The 24,190-nt window shown below is 70.4% G+C and carries 21 protein-coding genes; 6 read left to right on the top strand and 15 right to left on the bottom strand.

Going from position 1 to position 24,190, the window contains the following annotated elements; all coding sequences use genetic code 11:
• Positions 1-109 precede the first annotated feature (109 nt).
• The 4 genes from whiA to uvrC are packed head-to-tail and all read right to left on the bottom strand — an operon-like array spanning position 110 to position 4,944.
• Positions 110-1,099, bottom strand: coding sequence for a DNA-binding protein WhiA (gene whiA, locus ACIHAO_RS38120; RefSeq protein ID WP_005152315.1), 990 nt, complete (start codon positions 1,097-1,099; stop codon positions 110-112).
• A complete protein-coding gene (gene yvcK / locus ACIHAO_RS38115) occupies positions 1,090-2,076 on the bottom strand; it encodes a uridine diphosphate-N-acetylglucosamine-binding protein YvcK (protein WP_125784004.1) in 987 nt (328 codons plus the stop codon). Before yvcK ends, whiA begins: the two co-directional genes overlap by 10 nt.
• Before the next feature lies 1 nt (position 2,077).
• Positions 2,078-2,935, bottom strand: a complete 858-nt coding sequence (gene rapZ / locus ACIHAO_RS38110; RefSeq protein ID WP_034311885.1) for an RNase adapter RapZ — start codon at positions 2,933-2,935, stop codon at positions 2,078-2,080.
• 50 nt (positions 2,936-2,985) lie between these two features.
• Positions 2,986-4,944 (bottom strand): excinuclease ABC subunit UvrC, encoded by a 1,959-nt coding sequence (uvrC, locus tag ACIHAO_RS38105; RefSeq protein ID WP_125783673.1) that lies wholly within the window; start codon positions 4,942-4,944, stop codon positions 2,986-2,988.
• A gap of 238 nt (positions 4,945-5,182) precedes the next feature.
• Here uvrC and ACIHAO_RS38100 point away from each other — a divergent pair, with 238 nt between their 5' ends.
• Positions 5,183-5,920: a trypsin-like serine protease gene (locus ACIHAO_RS38100; protein WP_125793791.1), complete on the top strand. Its 738-nt coding sequence runs from the start codon at positions 5,183-5,185 to the stop codon at positions 5,918-5,920.
• 95 nt (positions 5,921-6,015) lie between these two features.
• Positions 6,016-6,795, top strand: a complete 780-nt coding sequence (locus ACIHAO_RS38095; RefSeq protein ID WP_125783669.1) for an exodeoxyribonuclease III — start codon at positions 6,016-6,018, stop codon at positions 6,793-6,795.
• Between the two features lie 293 nt (positions 6,796-7,088).
• Here the strand turns inward: ACIHAO_RS38095 and ACIHAO_RS38090 are convergent, their stop codons facing one another.
• The 5 genes from ACIHAO_RS38090 to rpe form a co-directional block, all read right to left on the bottom strand.
• Positions 7,089-7,532, bottom strand: a complete 444-nt coding sequence (locus ACIHAO_RS38090) for a PH domain-containing protein (protein WP_396566354.1) — start codon at positions 7,530-7,532, stop codon at positions 7,089-7,091.
• Between the two features lie 17 nt (positions 7,533-7,549).
• The gene (gene ribH / locus ACIHAO_RS38085) at positions 7,550-8,056 is read right to left on the bottom strand and encodes a 6,7-dimethyl-8-ribityllumazine synthase (protein WP_396566352.1); all 507 of its coding nucleotides are present in this window, start codon (positions 8,054-8,056) and stop codon (positions 7,550-7,552) included.
• Positions 8,053-9,327: a bifunctional 3,4-dihydroxy-2-butanone-4-phosphate synthase/GTP cyclohydrolase II gene (locus tag ACIHAO_RS38080; protein ID WP_199748986.1), complete on the bottom strand. Its 1,275-nt coding sequence runs from the start codon at positions 9,325-9,327 to the stop codon at positions 8,053-8,055. Before ACIHAO_RS38080 ends, ribH begins: the two co-directional genes overlap by 4 nt.
• Positions 9,328-9,380: 53 nt before the next feature.
• A complete protein-coding gene (locus tag ACIHAO_RS38075) occupies positions 9,381-10,004 on the bottom strand; it encodes a riboflavin synthase (RefSeq protein WP_396566350.1) in 624 nt (207 codons plus the stop codon).
• Positions 10,005-10,116: 112 nt separating this feature from the next.
• Entirely contained in the window at positions 10,117-10,785 is a 669-nt protein-coding gene (rpe, locus tag ACIHAO_RS38070; protein ID WP_396566396.1) for a ribulose-phosphate 3-epimerase, read from the bottom strand.
• 146 nt (positions 10,786-10,931) lie between these two features.
• Here rpe and ACIHAO_RS38065 point away from each other — a divergent pair, with 146 nt between their 5' ends.
• The 3 genes from ACIHAO_RS38065 to ACIHAO_RS38055 all read left to right on the top strand — a co-directional run bounded on the left by ACIHAO_RS38065 (position 10,932) and on the right by ACIHAO_RS38055 (position 14,036).
• A complete protein-coding gene (locus tag ACIHAO_RS38065; protein WP_396566348.1) occupies positions 10,932-12,167 on the top strand; it encodes a sensor histidine kinase in 1,236 nt (411 codons plus the stop codon).
• Positions 12,164-12,823, top strand: a complete 660-nt coding sequence (locus ACIHAO_RS38060; RefSeq protein ID WP_396566346.1) for a response regulator — start codon at positions 12,164-12,166, stop codon at positions 12,821-12,823. The genes ACIHAO_RS38065 and ACIHAO_RS38060 overlap by 4 nt, the downstream gene beginning before the upstream one ends.
• Positions 12,824-12,911: 88 nt before the next feature.
• Entirely contained in the window at positions 12,912-14,036 is a 1,125-nt protein-coding gene (locus tag ACIHAO_RS38055) for a serine hydrolase domain-containing protein (protein WP_396566344.1), read from the top strand.
• Here ACIHAO_RS38055 and ACIHAO_RS38050 read toward each other — a convergent pair.
• The 4 genes from ACIHAO_RS38050 to ggt all read right to left on the bottom strand — a co-directional run bounded on the left by ACIHAO_RS38050 (position 14,033) and on the right by ggt (position 18,887).
• Positions 14,033-14,539, bottom strand: a complete 507-nt coding sequence (locus ACIHAO_RS38050; RefSeq protein WP_396566342.1) for a flavoprotein — start codon at positions 14,537-14,539, stop codon at positions 14,033-14,035. The genes ACIHAO_RS38055 and ACIHAO_RS38050 overlap by 4 nt on opposite strands.
• Complete coding sequence (locus tag ACIHAO_RS38045) at positions 14,536-15,972, bottom strand: RsmB/NOP family class I SAM-dependent RNA methyltransferase (RefSeq protein WP_396566341.1); 1,437 nt, start codon at positions 15,970-15,972, stop codon at positions 14,536-14,538. The genes ACIHAO_RS38050 and ACIHAO_RS38045 overlap by 4 nt, the downstream gene beginning before the upstream one ends.
• Entirely contained in the window at positions 15,969-16,895 is a 927-nt protein-coding gene (gene fmt / locus ACIHAO_RS38040) for a methionyl-tRNA formyltransferase (protein ID WP_396566339.1), read from the bottom strand. Before fmt ends, ACIHAO_RS38045 begins: the two co-directional genes overlap by 4 nt.
• Positions 16,896-17,075: 180 nt before the next feature.
• The gene (gene ggt / locus ACIHAO_RS38035; RefSeq protein WP_396566394.1) at positions 17,076-18,887 is read right to left on the bottom strand and encodes a gamma-glutamyltransferase; all 1,812 of its coding nucleotides are present in this window, start codon (positions 18,885-18,887) and stop codon (positions 17,076-17,078) included.
• A gap of 97 nt (positions 18,888-18,984) precedes the next feature.
• Between ggt and ACIHAO_RS38030 the strand changes: the two genes are divergently transcribed.
• Positions 18,985-20,364: a hypothetical protein gene (locus tag ACIHAO_RS38030; RefSeq protein ID WP_396566337.1), complete on the top strand. Its 1,380-nt coding sequence runs from the start codon at positions 18,985-18,987 to the stop codon at positions 20,362-20,364.
• A gap of 105 nt (positions 20,365-20,469) precedes the next feature.
• Here ACIHAO_RS38030 and ACIHAO_RS38025 read toward each other — a convergent pair whose 3' ends face one another.
• Positions 20,470-22,563, bottom strand: a complete 2,094-nt coding sequence (locus tag ACIHAO_RS38025; protein WP_396566335.1) for a primosomal protein N' — start codon at positions 22,561-22,563, stop codon at positions 20,470-20,472.
• A 331-nt stretch (positions 22,564-22,894) separates the two neighbouring features.
• The gene (gene metK / locus ACIHAO_RS38020) at positions 22,895-24,109 is read right to left on the bottom strand and encodes a methionine adenosyltransferase (protein ID WP_396566333.1); all 1,215 of its coding nucleotides are present in this window, start codon (positions 24,107-24,109) and stop codon (positions 22,895-22,897) included.
• Positions 24,110-24,190: the final 81 nt, after the last annotated feature.

Here is a 24,190-nt window from a genome sequence, read left to right as displayed (position 1 = left end):
CCCGCCGTCTCACCCGAGACACGACACGTGTGCCTTACCCGCGTTTAGTCCTCTGGATGCGGTCCTTGCACACGCAAGTACCGCATCCAGAGGACTAAACGCGGGCTGATCAGGCTTCGTCTTCTTCGAGCATGTCCGGGGTGACGGCCGATTCGGTGTCCGGGATGCCTTGTTCCTTCGCCTTCTTGTCGGCCATCGCCAGCAAGCGGCGGATCCGGCCGGCGACGGCGTCCTTGGTCATCTGCGGATCGGACAGCTGGCCCAGTTCTTCGAGCGAGGCCTGCCGGTTCGACAGGCGCAGTTTGCCCGCGGCGAGCAGATGCTCCGGGGCGGATTCGCCGAGGATGTCCAGCGCGCGTTCCACCCTGGCCGCCGCCGCCACGGCCGCGCGGGCCGAGCGCCGCAGGTTGGCGTCGTCGAAGTTCGCGAGCCGGTTCGCGGTGGCGCGCACTTCGCGACGCATGCGCCGCTCTTCCCAGGCGAGCACGCTCGTGTGCGCGCCGAGGCGGGTCAGCAGGGCACCGATGGCGTCACCGTCGCGCACCACGACCCGGTCCGCGCCGCGGACCTCGCGCGACTTGGCCTGGATGCCCATCCGCCGGGCGGCGCCGACGAGCGCCAGCGCGGCCTCGGGGCCGGGGCAGGTCACCTCGAGTGACGACGAACGGCCGGGTTCGGTGAGCGAACCGTGCGCCAGGAACGCGCCGCGCCAGGCGGCTTCCGCGTCGGCGACGCCGCCGGACACCACCGCGGCGGGCAGTCCGCGCACCGGACGGCCACGCTGGTCGATCAGGCCGGTCTGCCTGGCGAGTCCCTCGCCGTCCTTGACCACCCGGACGACGTACCGCGTGCCCTTGCGCAATCCGCTGGAGGAAATGACGTGGACGTCGGACTGGTGTCCGTACAGTTCGTGGATCTCCTTGCGCAGCCGCCTGGCCACCGAACCGGTGTCGAGTTCGGCCTCCACCACGACGCGGCCGGCCACGATGTGCAGCCCGCCCGCGAATCGCAGCATCGACGCGACCTCCGCGCGGCGCGGGCCGATCTTGGTGATCTCCAGCCGGCTCAGCTCGTCCTTCACGGCGGCGGTCATCGCCATCGCTGCCCCTCCATACCTTCAGCTCCTCCCCCGGTGAGACCGAGAGCGTCTCGCATACAGCCCGCGAGCGCATCAGGATCATGCCGCCCCGTCACGACCGGGTCAGCCACCGCCCCCAGCAACGCCCTCGCGCCCAGTCTCCCGGCGGCGTCCCGCAACCGGGCTGGTGAGGGCACCGAGTCACGATCCGCGATGACCGCGTCCACCCGCAATTCCGGGGCGTGTTCGAACAGTACGTCCAAATGCTTCTCCGGAGAGAATCCCGCCGTCTCCCCCGGTTGGGGGATCAAGTTGAGGATGACGACCTTCGTGGCGTCCGTTCGGAGCAACGCGTCGTGCAGATCCGGCACCAGCAGATGGGGCAGCACACTGGTGAACCACGACCCGGGGCCGAGGAACACCACGTCTGCGGCGAGCACTGCCTCGATGGCCTCGGGACAACCGCGCGGCGGCCGGTCGGCCTGCCCTGTCGGGTGCAGGCTGATCCGGTGCACCTGGCCCGGCGTCGTCGCCACCGCCACCTGACCGCGAATCCGCCGGAGCGCCTCGGGATTCTCGGCGTCCAGCCCCGAAACCTCGCCCTGGATTTCCAGCGGTTCGGGTGACATCGGCAGCACCCGGCCGGAAATGCCCATGAGCCTGCTCGCCTCGTCGAGCGCGGCGACCGGATCTCCGAGCACTTCGAACAATCCGGCCAGCAACAGGTTCCCGACCGCGTGCCCGGCAAGAGCCCCGTCGCCGCCGAAGCGGTGCTGGAACACCTCCGCCCACAGGGTCCCGCCGTCTTCGGCGGCGAACGCGGCGAAGGCCTGCCGCAGGTCGCCCGGCGGCAGCAGCCCGAGTTCCCGGCGCAGCCTGCCGGACGAGCCGCCGTCGTCCGCGACGGTGACCACGGCGGTGACCTGCGAGGTCACCCGGCGCAACGCGGTGAGGGTGGCGTGCAGGCCGTGCCCGCCCCCCAGAGCGACCGCGCGCAGATCACTCGCGGCCAAGGTCGCGGTGCACCACCTTCACGGCCATACCGTCCTCATTGGACAGACGCTGGGCGAGCTCCTCGGAAATGGCGACACTGCGGTGCTTTCCGCCCGTGCAGCCGACGGCCAGCGTCAGGTACCGCTTGCCCTCGCGCTTGTAGCCCGCGCCGATCAGGCGCAGCAGCTGGTGGTAGCGGTCGAGGAACTCGTCCGCGCCTTCCTGGCTGAGCACGTAGTTGCGGACCTCGCCCTCGAGACCGGTGTGGTCGCGCAGTTCCGGGATCCAGAACGGGTTCGGCAGGAACCGGACGTCCATCACCAGGTCCGCGTCCATCGGCAGACCGTATTTGTAGCCGAACGACAGCACGGTGACGCGGGTCTGTGTGCTCGCCTCGGAACCGAACGCGTCCTCGATCTTGGCGCGCAGGTCGTGCACCGAGAGCGACGACGTGTCGAGCACCAGGTCGGCCTCTTCGCGCAGCGGCTCCAGGAGCGTGCGCTCGGCGGTGATGCCGTCGGCGAGCCTGCCGTCGCCCTGCATCGGGTGGCCTCGGCGGACGGCCTCGAACCGGCGCACCAGCACCGCGTCCGTGGCCTCCAGGAACAGGACACGCGGCTTGTATCCGCGGGCGTCGAGATCCTTGATGACCGACGCCAGGTCGTCGGTGAACGCGCGCGAGCGCACGTCCATCACCACGGCGACCTTGGTGATCGCGCCCCGCGCCTGCGCGCCGAGCTCGACCATGGTGGCGATCAGTTCGGGCGGGAGGTTGTCCACCACGAACCAGCCCAGGTCCTCCAGGCATTTCGCGGCGGTGCTGCGGCCGGCTCCGGACAGCCCGGAAACGACCGCGACCTCCATCCCCGAACCGCGGCCTTCTTCTTGCGCACTCACGATGGTCCCTTCACCGATCACGTACCGGACTCCCCCGCCGCCGCGGCTTTCTCCCCTGCGAGTGCCGCGACGACCGCTTCCGCGGTGCGCCTGCCGAAGCCGGGCACCGCCTCGATCTCTTCTATCCGCGCTTCGCGGAGTTTCTTCACCGAGCCGAAATGCTTGATCAGCGCGGTACGGCGAGCTTGCCCCAGCCCGGGCACACCGTCCAATGCGGACACCTGCATCCGCTTGGACCGCTTCTCCCGGTGGTACCGGATGGCGAAGCGGTGCGCCTCGTCACGCAGCCGCTGCAACAGATACAGCGCGTCGGACGTGCGCGGCAGGATCACCGGATCGGGATCGCCCGGCAGCCACACCTCCTCCAGCCGCTTCGCCAAGCCGACCACGGCGACGTCGGTGACGCCCAGTTCGGAGAGGACGTCCGCGGCGGCGGTGGCCTGCGGGCCCGCGCCGTCGACGACGAGCAGGTTCGGCGCGTACGCGAACTTGCGCGGTTTGCCGGTCTCCGGGTCGATGCCCGGCCGATCCGGATCGACCGCGACACCCTCGGCGTTTTCCTTGAGGTAGCGGTAAAACCGGCGGCGGACGACCTCGGCGATCGACGCGACGTCGCCTTCCTCCGCGGCCTCGCGCAGGGCGAAGCGCCGGTACTCCGACTTGCGCGGGATCCCGTCCTCGAAGACCACGAGCGAGGCGACCACGTCACTGCCCTGGATATGGCTGATGTCGACGCATTCGATGCGCAGCGGCGCGGTTTCCAGCGCCAGATAGTCCTGCAGTTCCGCCAGCGCGGCCGAGCGCGCCGTGAGATCGCCCGCGCGGCGCAGTTTGTGCTGGGTGAACGCCTCGCCGGCGTTGCGCGTCACCGTCTCCGCGAGCGCGCGCTTGTCCCCGCGCTGCGGCACCCGCAGGCTCACCCTCGAACCGCGCAGCCCGGAAAGCCATTCGCCGAGCGCTTCCGCGTCGGCGGGCAACTCGGGGACGAGGACCTCGCGCGGCACCGGCGACCCGAGGTCGGGGTCGTCCGCGCGTTCGGCTTCCTCACCGTAGAACTGCGTGAGGAAATGGTCGACGAGATCCTTGACGTCCATCTCTTCGGCCTTGTCGATCACCCAGCCGCGCTGGCCGCGGACCCGGCCGCCGCGCACGTGGAAGACCTGGACGGCGGCTTCGAGTTCGTCGTGGGCGAAGGCGACGACGTCCGCGTCGGTACCGTCACCGAGCACCACCGCCTGCTTCTCCATCGCGCGCCGCAACGCGCCGAGGTCGTCGCGCAGCCGGGCCGCGCGCTCGAACTCCAGCTCCTCCGACGCGGCCGCCATTTCCTGTTCCAGGCGGCGGATCAGCGCGTCGGTGCGGCCGGCGAGGAAGTCGCAGAAGTCTTCGACGATCGCGCGGTGCTCGTCGGCGGAGACCTTGCCGACGCACGGCGCGGAACATTTGCCGATGTAGCCGAGGAGACAGGGCCTGCCGATCTGGCCGTGCCGTTTGAAGACGCCCGCCGAGCAGGTGCGCGCCGGGAAGACCCGGAGCAGCAGGTCGAGCGTTTCGCGGATGGCCCAGGCATGCGCGTACGGACCGAAATACCGCACGCCCTTCTTGCGCGCGCCGCGATAGACGTGCAGGCGCGGGAACTCCTCGTTCATCGTGACGGCGAGGACCGGATAGCTCTTGTCGTCGCGGTAGCGGACGTTGAACCGCGGGTCGAACTCCTTGATCCAGTTGTACTCCAGCTGGAGCGCTTCGACCTCGGTGCTCACCACGGTCCACTCGACGCTCGCCGCCGTGGTCACCATCTGGCGGGTGCGCGGGTGCAGACCCGTGATGTCGGCGAAGTACGAGTTCAGCCTGCTGCGGAGGCTTTTCGCCTTGCCGACGTAGACGACCCTCTTCGTGGCATCGCGAAATTTGTACACGCCAGGGGCGTCCGGGATGCTCCCCGGCGAGGGACGGTAGGTGGTCGGGTCAGCCACGTCGTCCAGCCTATGGGGCACCACCGACAGTCTTGCGAGCCCCCATGCTCTAACCCTCATCCGGGTGGCGACTACCACGATGCGGTCCGTATTTCATTACGTATACCGACCTAAGTCGGGTCTTCGGCCGGATCAGACGTTCGTTGGTTCCTAGCGGGTGAACCGGGTGATTACTTTCCGTCCCAGTTCCACTTCATTCGGTTCTTCGTCAGATGACGCTCGAAAGGACTCCTGCACCGTGAGCCGTCTTCGTACGCTGGGCGCCGCCACCCTCGCCGCCGCAGCCCTCACCATGACCGCCGGCGCGGTCGCCTCCGCGGGCACCCCCACCGGTGTCCAGCCGAACATCGTGGGCGGCGGCACCGCCCCCACCGTGAGCTGGGGCGCCCAGATCTACGTCAACACCCCCGGCCGTCAGTGGGACGGCTTCAACTGCTCCGGCAGTGTGATCGCCCAGCGCTGGGTCCTGACCGCCAAGCACTGCCTCGACTCCGACGGCAGCGGCATGCGGGTCCGCGTCGGCAGCAACGCGCTCCAGGGCGGCCGTGAGATCGCTGTCGACCGCAAGGTGTCCTCGCCGAACGGCGCCGACATCTCGCTGCTGCACCTGGCCTCGGACGCCGGGGTCACGCCGATCTCCCTGACCGGCTCGAACCCGCCGGTCGGCAGCACCAACAAGCTCTACGGCTGGGGCCGCGAGACCCCGACCGGCCCGCCCGCCTCGGCACTGAAGGTGGCCGACGTCCGCGTCACCGGCAGCTCGCGCGACGCCTACGGCGGCCCGGCCATCCAGAGCGTCGGCATCAACGGTTCGGCGTGGAAGGGCGACTCGGGCGGCCCCCAGGTCTACAACGGCGTCCAGGTCGGTGTCGCTTCGACCGTGCAGAACCAGAGCGGCTCGAACATCCGCGGCACCAACAACTACGGCAGCGTCGCTTCGGCCCGCTCCTGGATCCGCTCGACCACCGGGGTCTGACCTCCACCCCGGCCGGGCCCCTGTCGCGACGTGACCCGTCGCGACAGGGGCCCTTTCACGTGGTCGTGTCGGTGGGGTGTGGGACGCTCGCGGGCATGCGGATCGCGACCTGGAACGTGAACTCGATCGGGCCCCGGCTGCCGAGGGTCCTGGACTGGCTCGGCTCGGTGCAACCGGATGTGCTGTGCCTGCAGGAACTCAAGAGCGGCACCGACGCCTTCCCCGTCGACGCCGTGAAGGAACTCGGCTACGAGACGGCCGCGTACGGCATCGGGCGCTGGAACGGCGTCGCGATCGTGTCCCGCGTCGGCCTGGAAGACGTGACGCGCGGCCTGACCGGCGAGCCCACCTTCGAGGACAAGGCCGACGCGCGGGCCATCGGCGCCACCTGCGGCGGGCTGCGGCTGTGGTCGGTGTACGTGCCGAACGGGCGTGACCTGGAGAACCCGCACTACGGCTACAAACTGGCCTGGCTCTCGGCGCTGGAGGCGACCGTGCGGGAGGAGCAGGCGCGCGGACTGCCGTTCGCGGTACTCGGCGACTTCAACATCGCGCCGACCGACGCCGACGTGTGGGACATCGGCGTGTTCGCCGAATCGACGCACGTGACCGAGCCGGAGCGGAAGGCGCTCGCCGCGCTGCGCGACCTCGGGCTGTCGGACGTGTTCCCGCGGCCGCTGAAGTACGACCACCCGTTCACGTACTGGGATTACCGGGCGGGGAACTTCCCGAACAACAAGGGAATGCGGATCGACCTCGTGTACGCCGACGCCGTCGTGGCCGGTGCGGTGACGGATTCCTATGTGGACCGTGACGCGCGGAAGGGCAAGGGCCCCTCGGACCACGCGCCGATCGTGGTGGATCTTTCGCTTTGAGCGCTGCCGGTCCCGTGCCGGATGTCATGAAAGGGTCGTTCAGGACAAAAAACGTCCTGAACGACCCTTTCATGACACTTGAGTGAGCCAGCCGCACCGCGGCCCGGACCCTGCCCCGAACGCTAGGAACGGCCCTTTCCTTGCGAAATTTGCAAGGAAAGGACCGTTCATTGCAGCCTGCCGCGGCGTCGCGGCTGACCCGAGTCCGTGCCGGGCCCCGAACGCAATGAAGGGGCCTTTCATCGCAAATTTTGCGATGAAAGGCCCCTTCATTGCACGCTGGAGAGGGCGCGTCAGCCTTCCCAGGCCGCCTTGTGCAGCCGCCGCAGCGCCCGCACCGCGGCCACCGCACGTTCCCGGTCCACCGCCTGCACGGCCATGACCGAGTAGTACTCGTCGTCCGGCAGTTCCAGCCGCGCCCAAGAGGCACCGTCCGGGAAGCTCACCGAAAGCACCTCGCTCCACGCGAACTTCTTGGTGATCAGCACGTTCCGGACCTCGATGCCGTCGGCGTCGGCCTTCACGCGCGCGGTCGCGAACAGCATCGTGCCCGCGGCGAGCAGGACGCCGATGCCGATCATCGCCGCCTGGTCGGACGGCTGGAAGATCACGCCGGTGTCCGAGCCGCGCAGCAGCACCGCGACGACCACGAACGTGGCCAGCAGGATCACCGCCAGCACCGAACACATCACCAGGGCACGGCGGGGCCGCAGCACCACGACCTCGGACTTCGTCATCACATCCGCCTCGACGCTCACACGAAGCCCCGCTCGGTCCACGGCTGGCGCAGGTTCCGCAGCGCGTGCGCGGCGTCCAGTGCGGCGACCGTCGCTTCGTAGCCTTTGTCCTCGACGGAGCCGGGCAGGCCGGACCGGTCGAGGGCCTGCTGCTCGGTGTCGCAGGTGAGCACGCCGTTGCCGACCGGGGTGCTCTCGTCGAGCGCCACCCTGGTCAGGCCCGCGGTGACCGCGTCGCAGACGTACTCGAAGTGCGGTGTCCCGCCCCGGATGACCACGCCCAGCGCGACGACCGCGTCGTGCGTGCGGGCCAGCGCCTGCGAGGCGACGGGCAGTTCGACGGCGCCCGCGACGCGCACGACCGTCGGCTCTTCCTCCAGGTCGGCCGCCTTGGCCGCCGCGAGGGCGCGGTCCAGCAGCGCGCTCGTGATCTTCGTGTGCCAGCGCGTGGCCACGATGCCGAGCCTGATGTTCTTACAGTCGGACAGGTCGAGTTCGACGTCCGGACGGCCTTCGCCGCTCACCGCTTGCCACCTCCGTTGCCCTGGTCGACCTCGGCGCCGACCTGGTCGAAATGCTCCAGCTGGGACAGGTCGTGGCCCATCCGGTCGCGTTTGGTCCTGAGGTAGCGCAGGTTCTCCGGGTTCGGCGAGATCGGCAGCGACACCCGCCCGGTGACCCGCAGGCCGTAGCCCTCCAGCCCGACGCGTTTGGCGGGGTTGTTCGTCAGCAGCCGCATCGAGCGGACGCCGAGGTCGCACAGGATCTGCGCGCCGGTGCCGTAGTCCCGCGCGTCGGCGGGGACGCCGAGCTGCAGGTTCGCGTCGACGGTGTCCGCGCCGGCGTCCTGCAGCTGGTAGGCCTGCAGTTTGTGCAGCAGCCCGATGCCGCGGCCCTCGTGGCCGCGGATGTAGAGCACGACGCCGCGGCCTTCCTTGGCCACCGCTTCCAGTGCCGCCTCCAGCTGCGGGCCGCAGTCGCAGCGCAGCGAGCCGAAGACGTCTCCGGTGAGGCATTCGGAGTGCACGCGGACCAGGATGTCCTCGCCGTCGGCGATCTCGCCGTAGACGAACGCGATGTGCTCGATGCCGTCGAGCAGGCTGTCGTAACCGACCGCGCGGAACGTGCCCGCCGCCAGCGGGATACGCGCCTCGGCGACCCGCTCGACCTGCTTCTCGGTGCGCCGCCGGTACGCGATCAGGTCGGCGATGGTGATCATCTTGAGGTCGTGGTCCGCGGCGAAGACCTCGAGTTCGTCGCGGCGGGCCATGTCGCCCTCGTCCTTCTGCGACACGATCTCGCAGAGCACGCCGGACGGCGAGAGCCCGGCGAGCCGGGCCAGGTCGACGGACGCTTCGGTGTGTCCCGGGCGCCGCAGGACGCCGCCCTGCTTGGCGCGCAGCGGGACCACATGGCCGGGCCGCCGGAAGTCCGACGCCTTGGACGCCGGGTCGGCAAGCAGCCGGACGGTATGCGACCGGTCGGCCGCGGAGATGCCGGTGGTGATGCCCTCGGCGGCGTCGACCGTGACGCTGTACGCGGTACCGCGCTGGTCCTGGTTCGTGTGGTACATCGGCGGCAGGTCGAGCCGGTCCGCCTCCGCCTCGGTCAGCGCCACGCAGACGTAACCCGAGGTGTAGCGCACCATGAAGGCCATCAGTTCCGGCGTGGCCTTCTCCGCCGCGAAGATCAGGTCGCCTTCGTTCTCGCGGTCTTCGTCGTCCACCACGACGACCGGACGGCCCGCCTTGATGTCGGCGATCGCCGCCTCGATGGCATCGGCGTTCACGGCCACCCCGCCTCCACAGGGGGTCAGATCAGCCGACCCCGGAATCGCACTCGTCTCACTCACGCCCGCTCCTCCGTACCGCCATTGTCCCCCTGCGCGCGCAGATGCGGCATGGCCAGCTTCTCGACGTACTTGGCGACCACGTCGACCTCGAGGTTCACCAGGTCACCCGGGGTGTTCCGGCCGAGGGTGGTGAGTTCGAGGGTGGTCGGGATCAGGGCGACGGAGAACTCCTCGTCGGTCACCGAAGCGACCGTGAGGGAGACGCCGTCGACCGCGATCGACCCCTTCTCGACCACGTACCGCGACAGCTTCCTGGGCAGCGCGAACGTGGTGAGTCCCTGTTCGTCCCGCTTGAGGAAGACGCCGGTGCCGTCGACATGGCCCTGCATGATGTGCCCGCCGAGCCTGCCGCCCGCCGGCGTCGCGCGTTCGAGGTTGACCACGTCACCGACGTGTACCTTCGCGAGGCTGGAGCGCTGCAGGGTCTCGTGCACGACATCGACGGTAAACTCACCGCCCGCCACCGCGACCACGGTGAGGCACACGCCACTCACCGCGATGGAGTCACCGTGCCCGGCGTCGCTGGTCACCAGCGGACCCCGCACGGTCAACCGCGCGGCGTCCGGGACCTGCTCGACCGCGGTGACCTCGCCGAGTTCCTCGACAATGCCGGTGAACACTCCTGCTGCCCTCCTCCTGGCTCGCACCGTCGCTGGAAACGGTGCTCCCCTCATCCAACACCCATCGGGGCCGATTCCTTCTCCTGACCCGACGGCGGATCAAGAGGCGGGATCAGCCGCGGGCGCGGGCCGCCTGCTCGCGCAGCGCCGCGACCGCCTTACCTGGGTCTTCGGCGCCGTAGACGGCGGAACCGGCGACGAAGCAGTCCACACCGGCCTCGGCGGCCTGCTCGATGGTGTCGGCGTTGATCCCGCCGTCGATCTCGACGACGAGCTTGAGGTGACCGGTGTCGACCAGGCGCCGCGCCGTGCGCACCTTGTCGAGGACACCCTCGATGAACGACTGGCCGCCGAAACCGGGCTCGACCGACATCACCAGGAGCGTGTCGTAGTGCTTGAGGGTGTCGAGGTGGTCCTCGATCGGCGTGTTCGGCTTGATCGAGAGGCCGGCCTTCGCCCCGGCGGCGCGCAGGTTCTTCGCGAGCGCGATCGGGTCGTGCGCGGCCTCGACGTGCACGGTGACGTTGTACGCGCCCGCCTCGGCGTACCCGATGGCCCACTTGTCAGGGTTCTCGATCATCAGATGGCAGTCGATCGGCACGTCGGTGGCCTTGAGCAGCGACTGCACCACCGGCAGGCCCAGGGTCAGGTTCGGCACGAAGTGCGCGTCCATGACGTCGACGTGGACCCAGTCCGCGCGGGTTTCCCCCTCCCCCGCGACGGCGCGGATCTCGTCGCCGAGCCGGGCGAAGTCCGCGGAGAGGATGCTGGGTGCGATCAAAGGTCGGTGAGCCACGCGCCCGAGTGTAGGAGGACACCGCTAACGCCCGCTAACCGGCTGTGACCGCCCCGCCGGTCTTGGGGATGACGGGAAATGGCACCCCAGTGGGAGGTGCGCGCACGGCCGGGGCGAATAGCGTTCCGGTCATGGTCAACCCCCTCAAACCCCTGGTGCGGATCGGTAGCTATCGGAGCGTGCCGTTCGGGTTGCTCGGCATGGTGATGACGGCCGTGCCGTTCCCGATCGCGCTCATCCCCGCCGTGCTGATCCCCGGCGACGTACGGCTGAAATTCGTCTACGGGATGCTCTCGATGGGTGTCCTGGTCGCGCTGGCCGGGCTGCCGGGACCGATGCGGCGCGTCGGCATCTGGTTCGCGAACCAGATGCTGGGCACCCGGATCGCGCAGCCACTGCCGAATACGAAGATCGCCTGGCCGGAGCGCTGGCGCTCGGCGGCATGGCTGGTCGTGCACACCGCGCTCGGCTGGGTGCTGTTCGGCCTCGGCTCCTTTCTGATGCTCGGCTTCGTGTTCGCCGCGGTGTGGGCGGGAGGCGGCGGCAGCCCGATCGAGGTCTTCGGGGAACGGGTGACGATCGAATCCGGCACCGGCGGGCTGTGGACGCTGCCGATCGCGCTGGTCACGCTCGTGGTGATCGCGTACGTCCTCGCCGGTTTCACCAAACTGTTCCAGTACAGCGCGGTCGCGCTGCTGGGCCCCTCGGCCGCCGAACGCGTCGCCGCGGCCGAGGTCCGGGCGAACCACTTCGAGCAGCGGAACAGGCTGGCGCGCGAACTGCACGACTCCATCGGCCACACACTGACGACGTCGACCATCCAGGCCGCCGCGGCCGCCGAACTGGTCGACTCCGAACCGCAGCTGGTGCGGAAGGCGCTGGGCACCATCGAGGAGTCTTCACGGGCGGCGCTCGAAGACCTCGACCACGTACTCGGCCTGCTGCGGGAGGACCGGTCGTCCCGCGAACCCGAACGGCGGCTCATCGAGGCCGCGACGCTGGCCGAACGCGCCCGATCCGGCGGAGCGATGATCGACTACGAGCTGACCGGCCCCGCCGCGGAACTGCCCGCGACCCTTTCGCGGGAGGCGTACCGGATCGTCCAAGAAGGACTGACGAACGCGTTGCGGCACGCCCATCCCGGCCCGGTTTCCGTGCGGGTCGCGGTCCTCGCCGACGCGCTGCGGATCGAGATCGTGAACCCGCTCGTGGCACACGCGGCCGGTTCCGGCCGCGGCGGCAACGGGCTGCCGGGGCTCACCGAACGTGTCGAAGCGCTGCGGGGCGAGCTCGTCGCGGGTCCGGCCGTCGACGGGGAACCGCTGTGGCGGCTGGTGACCACGATCCCGCTACGGTCGCACTCATGACACTGCGCGTCCTGATCGTCGACGACGAACCCCTGTTGCGCGCCGGATTGCGCTCGCTGCTGGACAACCAGCCGGATCTGACGGTGGTCGGCGAAGCGAGCGACGGCGGCGAGGTGGTCGGCCTGGTGCGGCGGACGCGTCCCGACGTGGTCCTGATGGACGTGCGCATGCCGGGCGTGGACGGGATCGAGGCGACCCGGCGGGTGCTGGCCGGGGTGGCCGAACCGCCGAAGGTCCTCGTGATCACGACGTTCGACAACGACGATTACGTCTACGACGCGCTGCTCGCCGGGGCGAGCGGGTTCCTGCTCAAACGGGCGCGCAAGGAGGAATTCGCGCACGCCATCCGCACCGTCGCCGCCGGGGAGACCCTGCTGTTCCCCGACGCGATCCGGCGGATGGTCACCGCGCGCCCGGCGCCGTCCGGCCTCGCTCCCCGGCCGTCCTCGCTGACGAAACGGGAGACCGAGGTGCTGCGGCTCATCGCCACCGGTATGTCCAATGTGGACATCGCAGCCGAGCTGGTGATCAGCCTCGAAACCGTCAAGACCCATGTGGGCAACATCTTCGGGAAACTGGGCGCGGCGAACCGCAGCCAGGCGGTGGTGTTCGCCTACGAGACCGGCGTCGTCGCGCCGGGGCACAGCCTGCGCTGAGCCTTCACAGGCAGGTGGGGCAGACCCCCGGTACGGCGTGGGGCCTGCCCCATGGTTACCGCATCCGGCCGTCCCTAGCTTGGTATCCATGCGAAAATCCTTGCCAGGCAAGAAGATCATCGCCGTCGGTTCGCTGGTCGCGCTGCTCGCGGCGACGACCGCGACCCCGGCGCTCGCCGCAAGCGCACCACACGACGAGGTCGACCAGGCGCTGAAAACGCTGGTGCTGGACGGCGTCCCCGGCGCGCAGGCGACCGTGACGAGCCCCTCCGGGCGGACATGGTCGGAGCGCGAAGGCGTCGGGAATATCGAGACCGGGACGCCGTTCCCGCACGGTTCGAAGTTCCGGGCGGCCAGTATCACCAAGACGTTCGTCGCCGTCGTGGTGCTGCAACTGGTCGCCGAAGGGAAGGTCCGGCTGGACACGCCGATCGACCGGTATCTGCCCGGGCTCGTCAAGGGGAACGGCAACGACGGCACCAAGATCACCGTGCGGCAGCTGCTCCAGCACACCAGCGGGATCTACAACTACCTCCGCGACCTCGACCTCGAGGAATGGCGCCACCGCGGTGCCGAGCCCGAGGAGCTGGTGGCGATCGGCCTCGCGCATCCGCCGCTGTTCGCGCCCGGTACGAACTGGTCGTACTCCAACACGAACTACATCATCGCCGGGATGCTCATCGAGAAGCTCACCGGTCGTTCCGTCGCCACCGAAATCCGGAGCAGGATCACCAAGCCGCTCGGCCTGCGCGACACGTACCTGCCGTCGCGCGGCGACGAAGGCCTGCCGTATCCGCACGCCAGGGGCTACGCGCCGGGTCCCGCCGGCCACACCGACTACACCGAATTCGACCCGTCGGCCGCCGGGGCCTCCGGCGGGCTCATTTCGACCGGCGCGGACCTGAACCGGTTCTACGGCGCGCTCGTCGACGGCCGCCTCCTGCCGCGCGCACAACTGGCGGAGATGCAGCGGACCGTTCCGGTGCCCCTCGGGATCCCAGGCGCGCAGTACGGCCTCGGGATCGCGTCCGTCCCGCTGTCGTGCGGCGGCACGTTCTGGGGGCACGGCGGGAACATCGTCGGCTATGCGAACCTGTCGGGTGCCGTCCCGCACGGCAGGCGGGTGAACGTCGTGGTGAACCAGGATCCCGCGCCGCCCAAGGTGTCGGACGACCTCGTCAAGGCGCTGGACACCGGGTTCTGCGCCCGCTAAACCGACGGTAGCAGGTCCAGCACGGAGGTCCACGAGGCCTCCGGGCTGAGCCTCGCGGTGGTGACCCCGGCGGAGGCGAGCGTGCCGAGATGGCGCTGCCACGCCGGATGGTGCACCCGCGTGTCCTGGATCTGGTAGCCCAGCACGATTGTGACGCCCGGTGTGCCGAGGACGTCGCCGAGCAGGGTCAGCGCCTGGCTGTCGGCGATGCCCAGTGCCAGTTTCGCAACGGAGTTCGCCGACGCCGGCGCGAACAGGAACACCGCGGGATCCGGATGCGGCCGGGGTTCACCCGGCAGCCGGGAGGTACTGCGGACCGGCAGCTCGGTGCACTTCTCCAGATCACCGAGCCCGCCGGTCTCTTCCAGCCAGCGGGCCGCGGTGGGGGTCAGCGTGATCGCGAGCTCCCAGCCGCGGTCCGCGGCCGGTTTCGCGAGCTGCGCGGCGAACCGGGTGTCCAGTCCGCCGCACGAGCTCGCGACCAGGCCGAGGACCCTGCTCACCCGGCGGAGTCCGGCTTCCGCAGGACGGCGCAGAACATCGCGTCCGTGCCGTGGCGATGCGGCCACAGCTGGACGTACGGGCCGTCGCCGAGCTGCGGGACGCCCGGGAAGAAGTCCCGCGCGTCGACGATCTGGGCACCGGCGCGGCGCGCGGTCTCCCCCACGACGCCTTCGGTCTCGGCCAGATGCGGCGAGCAGACGACGTAGGTGACGACACCGCCGGGACGGACCAGGTCCAGCGCCGCGGTGATCAGCTGGCCCTGGAGTTTCGTCAGGTCCGAGATGTCACCGGGCTGACGGCGCCAGCGTGCCTCCGGCCGGCGCCGCAGCGAGCCGAGCCCGCTGCACGGCGCGTCGACCAGAACGCGGTCGTAGCCCGGTTCGAGACCGGACTCGCGCCCGTCGGCGACGTGGATGGTCACCGGCAGGCCCTGGACGGTGTTCTCGATCAGCTTCGCGCGATGCGGCGCCTTCTCGACGGCGTCGACGGTCGCGCCGCTGATCGACGCCAGCGCGCCCAGCAGCGCGGCCTTGCCGCCCGGACCGGCGCACAGGTCCAGCCAGCGCTCGTCCGAGCCGGTGAGCGGGACCTTCGTGACGGCGACGGCGCACAGCTGGCTGCCCTCGTCCTGCACCGCGGCCAGCTTTTCCCGGATCGGCTCGATGTCGCCGGGGTCACCGGAGCCCGCGGGCATCCGGACACCGTAGGGCGAGTAGGGCGCCACGTCGCCGCCGGTGATCGCGGCCAGTTCGTCGGCGCTGATCTCGCCGGGCCGGGCGACCAGGTGGACGTCGGGACGGTCGTCGTCGGCCTCGAGAGCAGCCTTCAGCTCAGGACCCTTGTCCCCCAAAGCTTCCGCGAACGAACGCGCGACCCAGCGCGGGTGCGCCGTCCGCAGCGCGTAAGCGCCGATCGGGTCGGCGGCCTCGTCCGGCGCCAACTCGTTCAGCCAGGTGTCTTCGTCCTTTTCGGACACCGAGCGCAGCACGGCGTTCACGAAACCCGCGATCCAGGAACCGACTTCGGCGCGGACGAGGTCCACAGTGGACCCGACGGCGGCGTGCTGAGGGATGCGGGTGCGCAGCAGCTGGTACGCGCCGAGCCGCAGCCCGTCCAGCACGATGGCGTCCACTTTGGCCAGTGGCCGGTCGAGGCAGGCCTCGATGACGGCGTCCAGCATGCCGACCGCGCGGCAGGTGCCGTAGGTCAGTTCGGTGGCCAGCGCCGCGTCACGACCGGAGATCCGGCGGTTGCGCAGCAGCTGCGGCAGCACCAAGTTCGCGTACGCGTCGTCTTCACGGACCGCGCGCAGGACGTCGAAGGCGACCTGCCGGGCCGGGTCGATCTGCGGCGGGCGGCTGGGCCCCTCTTTACGCGGGCCCGGGCGGCCTCGCTCCGGCCTCGACGGCCGGCGTTCCCTACGCTCGTTCACTGCAGGCGCTCTCCTTGTTCGATCCTCGTACCGCGCGCCCAATCGGTGGCCGCCATCCGCTTCTTCCCCTGTGCCTGCACTTCACCCAGCCGCACCGGTTTCGACGCCGTGCCGACCAGGACCCGCTTGCGTTCCACGACCAGCTCGCCCGGCGGGGGCCCCGGCTCGTCGACGACCGTCACCGGGCCAAGCTTCAACCGCTCGCCCCGGAACTCCGCCCACGCGCCGGGCTCCGGCGTGACCGCGCGGATCTGCCTGTCGACCGCCGCGGCCGGGTCGGCGAACGACACACGCGCGTCCTCGACCGTCACCTTGGGCGCGTAGCTCACGCCGTCACCGGTCTGTTCCACCGCGCGCAGTGTGCCGTCGGCGATTCCGTCCATCGTGGACACGAGCAGCTTCGCACCGGACTCCGCCAGCCTGGCGAGCAATTCCCCGGCGGTGTCGCCGTCGGTGATCTGCTCGGTGATCACGCCGTAGACCGGTCCCGCGTCGAGTTCCTTGACGATGCGGAAGGTCGACGCGCCGGTGATCTCGTCCCCGGCGCGGATCGCGGCCTGGACCGGCGCGGCGCCGCGCCACGCCGGCAGCAGCGAGAAATGCAGGTTGACCCAGCCGTGCGCCGGGATGTCCAGCGCGGCTTGGGGCAGCAGCGCCCCGTACGCGACCACCGGGCACGCGTCGGGGGCGATCTCCGCGAGCCGGGCGAGGAACGCGGGGTCGCTCGCCTTCGGCGGGGTCAGCACCTCGATCCCGTGCTCGTCGGCCAGCGCGCCGATCGGGGACCGGACGACGCGGCGGCCGCGGCCCGCCTGCGCGTCCGGACGGGTCACGACGGCGACGACCTCGTGCTGTTCGGACGCGAGGAGCGCCCGCAGCGACGGGACGGCGGGTTCGGGGGTGCCGGCGAAGACGAGGCGCATCAACGCACCTCCGCCGGGGGGACGGGTACCTCTGACTGGGCGAACATCGCCGCTCAGTCTAGAAGGGCCCCGCCACCGGGGCGCGCTCGCTGTCCCCGTGCGCTCCGAAGGCTGCAATGAAGGGGCCTTTCATAGCAAAATTTGCGATGAAAGGCCCCTTCATTGCACGTAAGCGACGACCTACCTGGGTGGCCAGGGCAGCACGACGGCAGCCGAGCCGCCACCCCGCCGGGTCGGTTCGGCGGCGGCGAGCCACCGGCCGTCCCGCAGCCGTTCGACACCGGTCGCGGCCCCGATCTCCGCGGGCGCCGCCGAGAAGCCCTGCCCCTTGGCCTTCAGCGCCGCGAGCACCTCGGTCTGGTCGAGGAACGCCTGCTCGACCTGCGCGGCCGCCGAGTTTCGCTGCGAAGCGCGCGGTTCGGCGATCGCGTCGACGAGCTTCAGGCCGCGGTCGATACGGCCGGTGAGGATCTGCAGCACCGTGGTGATGATCGACGCGCCACCGGGCGAGCCGACGGCGAGGAACGGTTTGCCGTGGTCGAGCACGATGGTCGGCGCCATCGACGAACGCGGCCGCTTCGCCGGGCCCGGCAGGTTCGGGTCGGGCACGCCCGGCGTCACCGGGGTGAAGGAGAAGTCGGTCAGTTCGTTGTTGAGCAGGAACCCGCGGCCCGGCACGACGATGCCGCTCCCGCCCTCCTGCTCGATGGTCAGCGTGTAGGCGACGACGTTGCCCCACCGGTCGGCGACCGTGAGGTGCGTGGTGTTCTCGCCCTCGTACGGCGTCGGTGCGGCGTTCGTCCCCGCGACGCAAGGAGTCGGCTTACGCGGGTCGGCGGGCGCGACCGGGCTCGTCCCGGCCTTCGCGGGGTCGATCAGGCACGCGCGGCTGTCGGCGAACTTCTGGCTGATCAGTTCCTTCGCCGGGACGTCGACGAAGGCGGGGTCGCCGATCCACCGGTTACGGTCGGCGAAGGCGTACCGGGTCGACTCCAGGAAGTAGTGCAGGTAGTCGGCCTTCTCCAGCTTGGACAGCTTCGTGTTCTCGAGGATGTTCAGCGCCTCGCCGACGGTCAGCCCGCCGGACGACGGCGCGGGCATGCCGTAGACGTCGAAGCCGCGGTACTGGGTCTTGGTCGGCTTCCGTTCCACGACGCGGTACTTGGCGAGGTCGGCCGCCGTCATGTCACCGGGCCGGACCTTCAGCGTCGACGCTGGGTCCACCGGCGGTTTCCGGACGGTGTCGACGACGTCCGCGCCGATCGGGCCGCGGTAGAGCACGTCGGTGCCCTTCGCGGCGAGCTGCGCGTACGTGCCGGCGAGGTCGGGGTTCTTGAACGTCGTACCGACCGCGGGCGGTGTCCCGCCTGGCAGGTACAGCGACCGGGTCGACGGGAACGCCGAGAAGCGGGCGGCGTTGTTCGCGATCTGGGTGGTGAAGGTCTGGTCGACGGTGAAACCCTTGCGGGCGAGGTCTTCGGCGGGCTTGACCGCCTTCGCCAGCGACCTGGTCCCCCACTTGCGCAGGGCTTCGTCCCAGGTGGCGGGAGTACCGGGCACGCCGACGCCCAAACCGCTGGTGACGGCTTCGGCGAACGGGATCGCCTTGCCGTTCTCGACGAAGAGATTCTCGTTCGCCGTCGACGGCGCGGTCTCGCGGCCGTCGAGGGTGTGCACCTTGCCGGTGCGCGCGTCGTAGTAGACGAAGAAGCCGCCACCGCCGAACCCGGCGGAGAACGGGTCGGTGACGCCGAGCGCGGCGGCCGTCGCGACGGCCGCGTCGACGGCGTTGCCGCCCTCACGCAGGATCTTCGTACCGATCGCGGTCGCGTCCGCGTCGATACTCGAAACGGCACCGAGGTAGCCGGCCGCGACCGCGGATTTGGGTGTCGGTGGAGCGGCGGCCGCGATACCCGGCGCGGCTGTGCCTGCCAGGGCGGCGATCGCGATGACTGCGGTGATGCGTACCGGAGTGCTTCTGTGCGCGGCCATGGCGCGAGTCTGCCCCGCCTGTCCACCCCGGACAAGACCCGGCCAGACCTGCGAACGTCGGTAGTGCGGCCCGGCCTCGATGAGAAGAATGCGCTCCATGAAGACTCCCGGCAGGCGATGGGGCGTGCTCCTTCCGCTGCTCATCGCCCTTCCCGTCCTCGCGGTCCCCGGCGTCGCCCAAGCCGAAGGCGCGCATGCCTGCTTCGACGACTCCGCCGCGATCACCGTCGAGGAGAAGCGGCTCACCGCGACCATGCCGTCCGGTGGCCCGGCGGTCGGCCCGGAACTCGTCCGGCTCGCCGGATTCGACAAGCTCGTCTCGGACTTCACGACGCGCCTCTGCACGACGAAGACCGCTTTACGCGCCGAGAAGCTCGCGGAGACCGCCGGTGACGGGCTCTGGCGGACCGCGGTCGACCGCGCGCAGGGCCGCCGTCCCGATCTCGGCACCATCGACAAGGCCGACGACCGGCCGCTCTACTGGGCGCGCCTGCAAATGAGCAAGGCACTGCGCCAGTGGACACCGCGCTTCCCGCTGTCCGCGCCCGCCCGCGCGGAACTGCTGAAGACGTTCGACATCGGCGCCCGCGGCCTCGACGACTCACGTTTCCCGGCCGGCCCCAAACCGCGCCGGGTGCTGGTGAGCGGGTTCGACCCGTTCACCCTCAACGGCGCGGGCGTCCGCATCGCGAACCCGTCGGGCGCGGCCGCGCTGCACCTGGACGGCAAGGTGATCCAGACCCCGACCGGGCCCGCGCTGGTGCAGGCCGTGTCGTTCCCGGTGGTGTGGAGCTACTTCGACGCCGGCATCGTCGAGGCCGCCTACGGCCAGGCGTTCAAGGACCGCTTCCGCCGCCCGGAGCTGATCATGACGATCAGCCAGGGCCGTCCCGGCCGCTTCGACATCGAACGCTGGGCCGGTGCCTGGCGCGGTGGCTCGCCGGACAACCTCGACGAGCCCGTCCGCGGCCCCGTCCCGCCCGCCGACGGCTGGCCGCAGCCGGCCGTCCAGTTCATCGAAACCACGCTGCCGTACGAAAAGATGCTCGCCGCGCCCGCCGGGGCGTACCAGGTGCTGTACAACCAGGCGTTCTGCGTCTGGCCGGACAGCGGCCACCCGGGGACGGGAACGGCGGTCTGCCGGACGGACGCGCCGAAGCCCGGCGAGATCGCCGCTTCCGGTGGCGGCGGCAACTACCTGTCGAATGAATCGATGTTCAGAAGCAACCGGCTCCGGACTGGGCTCGGCCTGGACGGGATCGCGGGCGGACACCTGCACACTCCCGTCCTCGGCACGCCCGCCGATCCTTCGGCGCTGACCGACGCCGATTTCGAGGCACGGCGGGCGGCGATCTCCTCGCAGATCGTCACTCTGCTCACCGCCGCTCTCGGCGGCTCCGCCGCGAAGGCGGCTACGCCCGCTCCGGGCGCTTCGGCTCGCGCCGACGTCCTCGCCACCCCCGGCACGACACTCTGACCCCTACAAGTGTCATGAAAGGGTCGTTCAGGACAAAAAATGTCCTGAACGACCCTTTCATGACATCCGGCCGCCACGATCGCAACCAGGTGCCGAATTGCGGGGCTAGATGAGCTCCAAGGGGTCCAGCTGGATCCGGATGGGCTCGGCGGCCTTGCGCGCGTCCCGGCGGGCGGCGGCCGCGTGGATCGCCGCGGCGAGCGCCTTCCCGTCCGGACGCGCGACGCGCACCAGAGCCCGCTCACGTTCGGCGTTGCCGTCCTCGTCGACCTCGCCGAGCGGCACCGGGCCCAGCACTTCGCCGGTCTCCGGCAGGGCGAGGTCGTCGAGCAGTCCGGCGACCGCGTCCGGGGTGCCCTCGACACTCGCCATCCGCATCGCGGGCGGGAAGCCGAGTTCGCGCCGCTCGGCCAGTTCCTGGCTCGCGTGCCAGCCCGGGTCCCACCGCACCAGCGCCTGCACGACCGCGAGACCCGCTTCCGCGCCGACGAACACGCGACCGCCTTCGGTCCCCGGCCGCACCAGTGCCGCGGCCGCCATCCATCGGCGCAGGGTCTCCTCCCCCGCGCGCAGGTCCTGCCGTCCGAGCAGCGCCCAGCCGTCCAGCAACAACGCCGCGCCGTAGCCGCCTTCCGCGACCGGCTCGGCTCCCGGCGTGCACACCACGAGCGCCGGTTTCCCCGGCACTGAAGCCAAAACCTCCGACGCGCCCGAGGTCCGCACGGGAAATCCGGTGAACGCGCGGCCCAGTTCCTCCGCGGTGCGCTTGGAGCCGACGACGACCGCCCGCAACCGCACGGAACCGCAAGCGACGCAATGGAAGTTCGTCTCGGGGACACCGCACCAGCGGCAGGCGGGCGGCCTCGGCGCGCCGTCGATCAGCCCGCCCGGCAGGGAAAGCGGGCCGGCGCACCGGCGGCAGTGCGCCGACGTCCGGCAGTTGCCGCAGGCGAGGCCCGGGACGTATCCGCGACGCGGAACCTGGACCAGCACAGGGAATCCGCCCGCCAGCGACTGCCGGGCCGCCTCGAAGGCGACCGACGGGAGGCGCGCGGCCTTCGCCGCTTCGTCCCGGGCGACGTCGAAGTCCTCGCCGACCGGGGTGACTCGCGGCGCCGCGGCCCGCAGTTCGGGACGGGCCGCCACGAGAGGCTGCGCCCAGCCCGATTCCACCAGGAACTGCGCCTCCGCGGTGCGCGCGAAACCGGCGACGAGCATGGACCCCTTCGCGGCGTGCGCGCGGTCCATCAGCACGTCGCGGACGTGCGGATACGGCGCGTGCTGGTCGAGGTGGACGTCGTCGCCGTCGTCCCACACCACGAACAGGCCAGGATCGGCGACCGGCGCGAACATCGCCGCGCGCGTGCCGACGACGACCCGCACCGCGCCGCGCAGCACCGCGAGCCAGCGGCGATACCGCTCGGCCGGCCCCAGCCCGGCGATCAACGCGACCACGGAATCGGCGCCCATCAGTTCGGCGCACGCGTCGTGCAGCCGAGTGAGGTCGCGGTGGTCGGGGACGACCATGACGACCCCGCGTCCGGCGGCAGCCGCGACGGTGGCCGCTTCGGCGAGGCGGCGCGGCCAATCCTCCCCCGGCAGGGCCTGCCAGACGGCGTTGGCCGGACGCCGTTCCGCGACGGCCTCCAGGAAAGCGGGGCCGTTTTGGTACCGCTCCCAAGCCGTGGTTCCGGGCGGTTCCGGCGTCGACGCGGGCTCGGCGGGCGGCTCGGCCTCGACCTTCGCGTGCCGGGATGGGATCGCGAGCCGCAGGACGTCGCTGAGCGTGCCGCCGTACCGGTCCGCGACGGATCGGCAGAGCGTGTGCAGCGCCGGCGGCAGCACCGGTTCGCTGGAGGTCACCCTGTCGATGTACGCGAGCTTCCCGGTGAACTCCGTGGTGTCGGCACGCTCGACGAGGTACCCGTCGACGAGCTGGCCCGCGAACCGGACGCGCACCCGGCAGCCGGGCACGGCGGCTTCGTGCAGCTTCTCGGGGATCCGGTAGTCGAAGGTGCGGTCGAGGTGCGTGAGCGGGATGTCCACGACGATCCGCGCCACCGGGTTCTCGGGCGCGGGATTCTGCGCGCCGCGGCGGCTGGCGGTTTTCGCGCGGGACGGTTTGGCCTTCCGCGCCGGCTCGGCTTTCGGAGGCTCCGGAAGGTCCCACAGCGGGGTCGGTTCGGGACTGCTGCTCACCCGGTGATCTCTACCAGACTCTGTCGCCACTGCCAGTCACCGCGTGCGATGAACGGTCCGTTGCTTGCGAATTTCGCAAGTAACGGACCGTTCATTGCAGCGGTGCTGGCGTAACGCGCCGCGGAGTGCTGTGAAGGCCCCCTTCACGCGGCTCAGCCGGAGAAACTCGACCTTCACGCCTTCCCAAGTACATGAAGGCCCCCTTCCTTGCGCCTAGCGCCGTGAAGGACCCCTTCATGTACTTCCGCCACCTCAAGCCGCAGACGTAGTGAAGGCCTCCTTCCCTACCCTCAAGGTAGGCAAGGAGGCCTTCACGGACGGAGCGGGCGGATCAGGCGCCGGCGGCCGACTTCAGGTCCGCGGCCCGCGCCGTGCTCTCCCACGGGAGATTCAGCTCGGGACGGCCGAAGTGGCCGTACGCGGCTGTCGGCGCGTAGATCGGGCGAAGCAGGTCGAGGTCGCGGATGATCGCGGCCGGACGCAGGTCGAAGACCTGTGTGATGGCGGCCTGGATCTTCGACGGGTCGACGGTCTCGGTGCCGAAGGTCTCGACGAAGAGGCCCACCGGGGCCGCCTTGCCGATCGCGTAGGCGACCTGGACCTCGGCGCGCGAAGCAAGCCCGGCGGCGATGACGTTCTTCGCCACCCAGCGCATCGCGTACGCGGCCGAGCGGTCCACCTTGGAGGGGTCCTTGCCGGAGAACGCGCCGCCACCGTGCCGGGCCATGCCGCCGTAGGTGTCGACGATGATCTTGCGGCCGGTCAGGCCCGCGTCGCCCATCGGGCCGCCGATGACGAAGCGGCCGGTCGGGTTGACCAGCAGGCGCACGTTGGAGGTGTCGAGCCCGAGTTCGGCGATCTCCGGGGCGACCACGTGCTCGCGGACGTCGACGCCGAGCATCTGCTCCAGGTCGATGCCGTCCGCGTGCTGGGTGGACACGACCACCGTGTCGAGCCGCACCGGCTGGTCGCCGGCGTACTCGATGGTGACCTGGGTCTTGCCGTCCGGGCGCAGGTACGGCAGCACGCCGTCCTTGCGGACCCGGGTCAGCCGCTGCGAGAGCCGGTGCGCCAGCGCGATCGGCAGCGGCATCAGCTCGGGGGTGTCCGAGCAGGCGTAGCCGAACATCAGGCCCTGGTCGCCGGCGCCCTGGCGGTTGATCTCGTCCTCGTCGGACTCGACGCGGGACTCGTACGCGGTGTCGACACCCTGCGCGATGTCCGGCGACTGGGAGCCGATCGCGACGTTGACGCCGCAGGAGTTGCCGTCGAAGCCCTTGGCCGAGGAGTCGTAGCCGATCTTCAGGATCACGTCGCGGACGATGGTCGGGATGTCCGCGTAGGCCTCGGTGGTCACCTCGCCGGCGACGTGCACCTGCCCGGTGGTGATGAGGGTTTCGACCGCCACCCGGCTGCGCGGGTCCTTGGCCAGCAGGCCGTCCAGGATCGAGTCGCTGATGGCATCGCAAATTTTGTCGGGATGACCTTCAGTCACCGATTCCGATGTGAACAGTCTGCTCGTGGACGCGGTCACGGTGCCCGTCACTCCCTCACCTAGACGTCTGATGCCTAGAAAGTTAGGCACCCCTCAGCTTGAACTCAAGCCTACTGACTATCGCTTTGGGGG

The sequence above is a fragment of the Amycolatopsis sp. NPDC052450 genome (genome assembly GCF_044547565.1).
In the GTDB taxonomy this organism is placed as follows: Bacteria; Actinomycetota; Actinomycetes; order Mycobacteriales; family Pseudonocardiaceae; genus Amycolatopsis.
Note: the sequence above shows the minus strand (reverse complement) of the source record. Positions and strands in the feature narration are given on the sequence as shown.

Coding starts and splice junctions, on each gene's coding strand:
- ggt (WP_396566394.1), bottom strand. CDS start 18,887: ATGGCCGCGCACAGAAGCACTCCGGTACGCATCACCGCAGTCATCGCG.
- rapZ (WP_034311885.1), bottom strand. CDS start 2,935: ATGGAGGTCGCGGTCGTTTCCGGGCTGTCCGGAGCCGGCCGCAGCACC.
- ACIHAO_RS38095 (WP_125783669.1), top strand. CDS start 6,016: ATGCGGATCGCGACCTGGAACGTGAACTCGATCGGGCCCCGGCTGCCG.
- ACIHAO_RS38055 (WP_396566344.1), top strand. CDS start 12,912: ATGCGAAAATCCTTGCCAGGCAAGAAGATCATCGCCGTCGGTTCGCTG.
- ACIHAO_RS38090 (WP_396566354.1), bottom strand. CDS start 7,532: ATGACGAAGTCCGAGGTCGTGGTGCTGCGGCCCCGCCGTGCCCTGGTG.
- fmt (WP_396566339.1), bottom strand. CDS start 16,895: ATGCGCCTCGTCTTCGCCGGCACCCCCGAACCCGCCGTCCCGTCGCTG.
- ACIHAO_RS38030 (WP_396566337.1), top strand. CDS start 18,985: ATGAAGACTCCCGGCAGGCGATGGGGCGTGCTCCTTCCGCTGCTCATC.
- ACIHAO_RS38060 (WP_396566346.1), top strand. CDS start 12,164: ATGACACTGCGCGTCCTGATCGTCGACGACGAACCCCTGTTGCGCGCC.
- whiA (WP_005152315.1), bottom strand. CDS start 1,099: ATGGCGATGACCGCCGCCGTGAAGGACGAGCTGAGCCGGCTGGAGATC.
- ACIHAO_RS38065 (WP_396566348.1), top strand. CDS start 10,932: ATGGTCAACCCCCTCAAACCCCTGGTGCGGATCGGTAGCTATCGGAGC.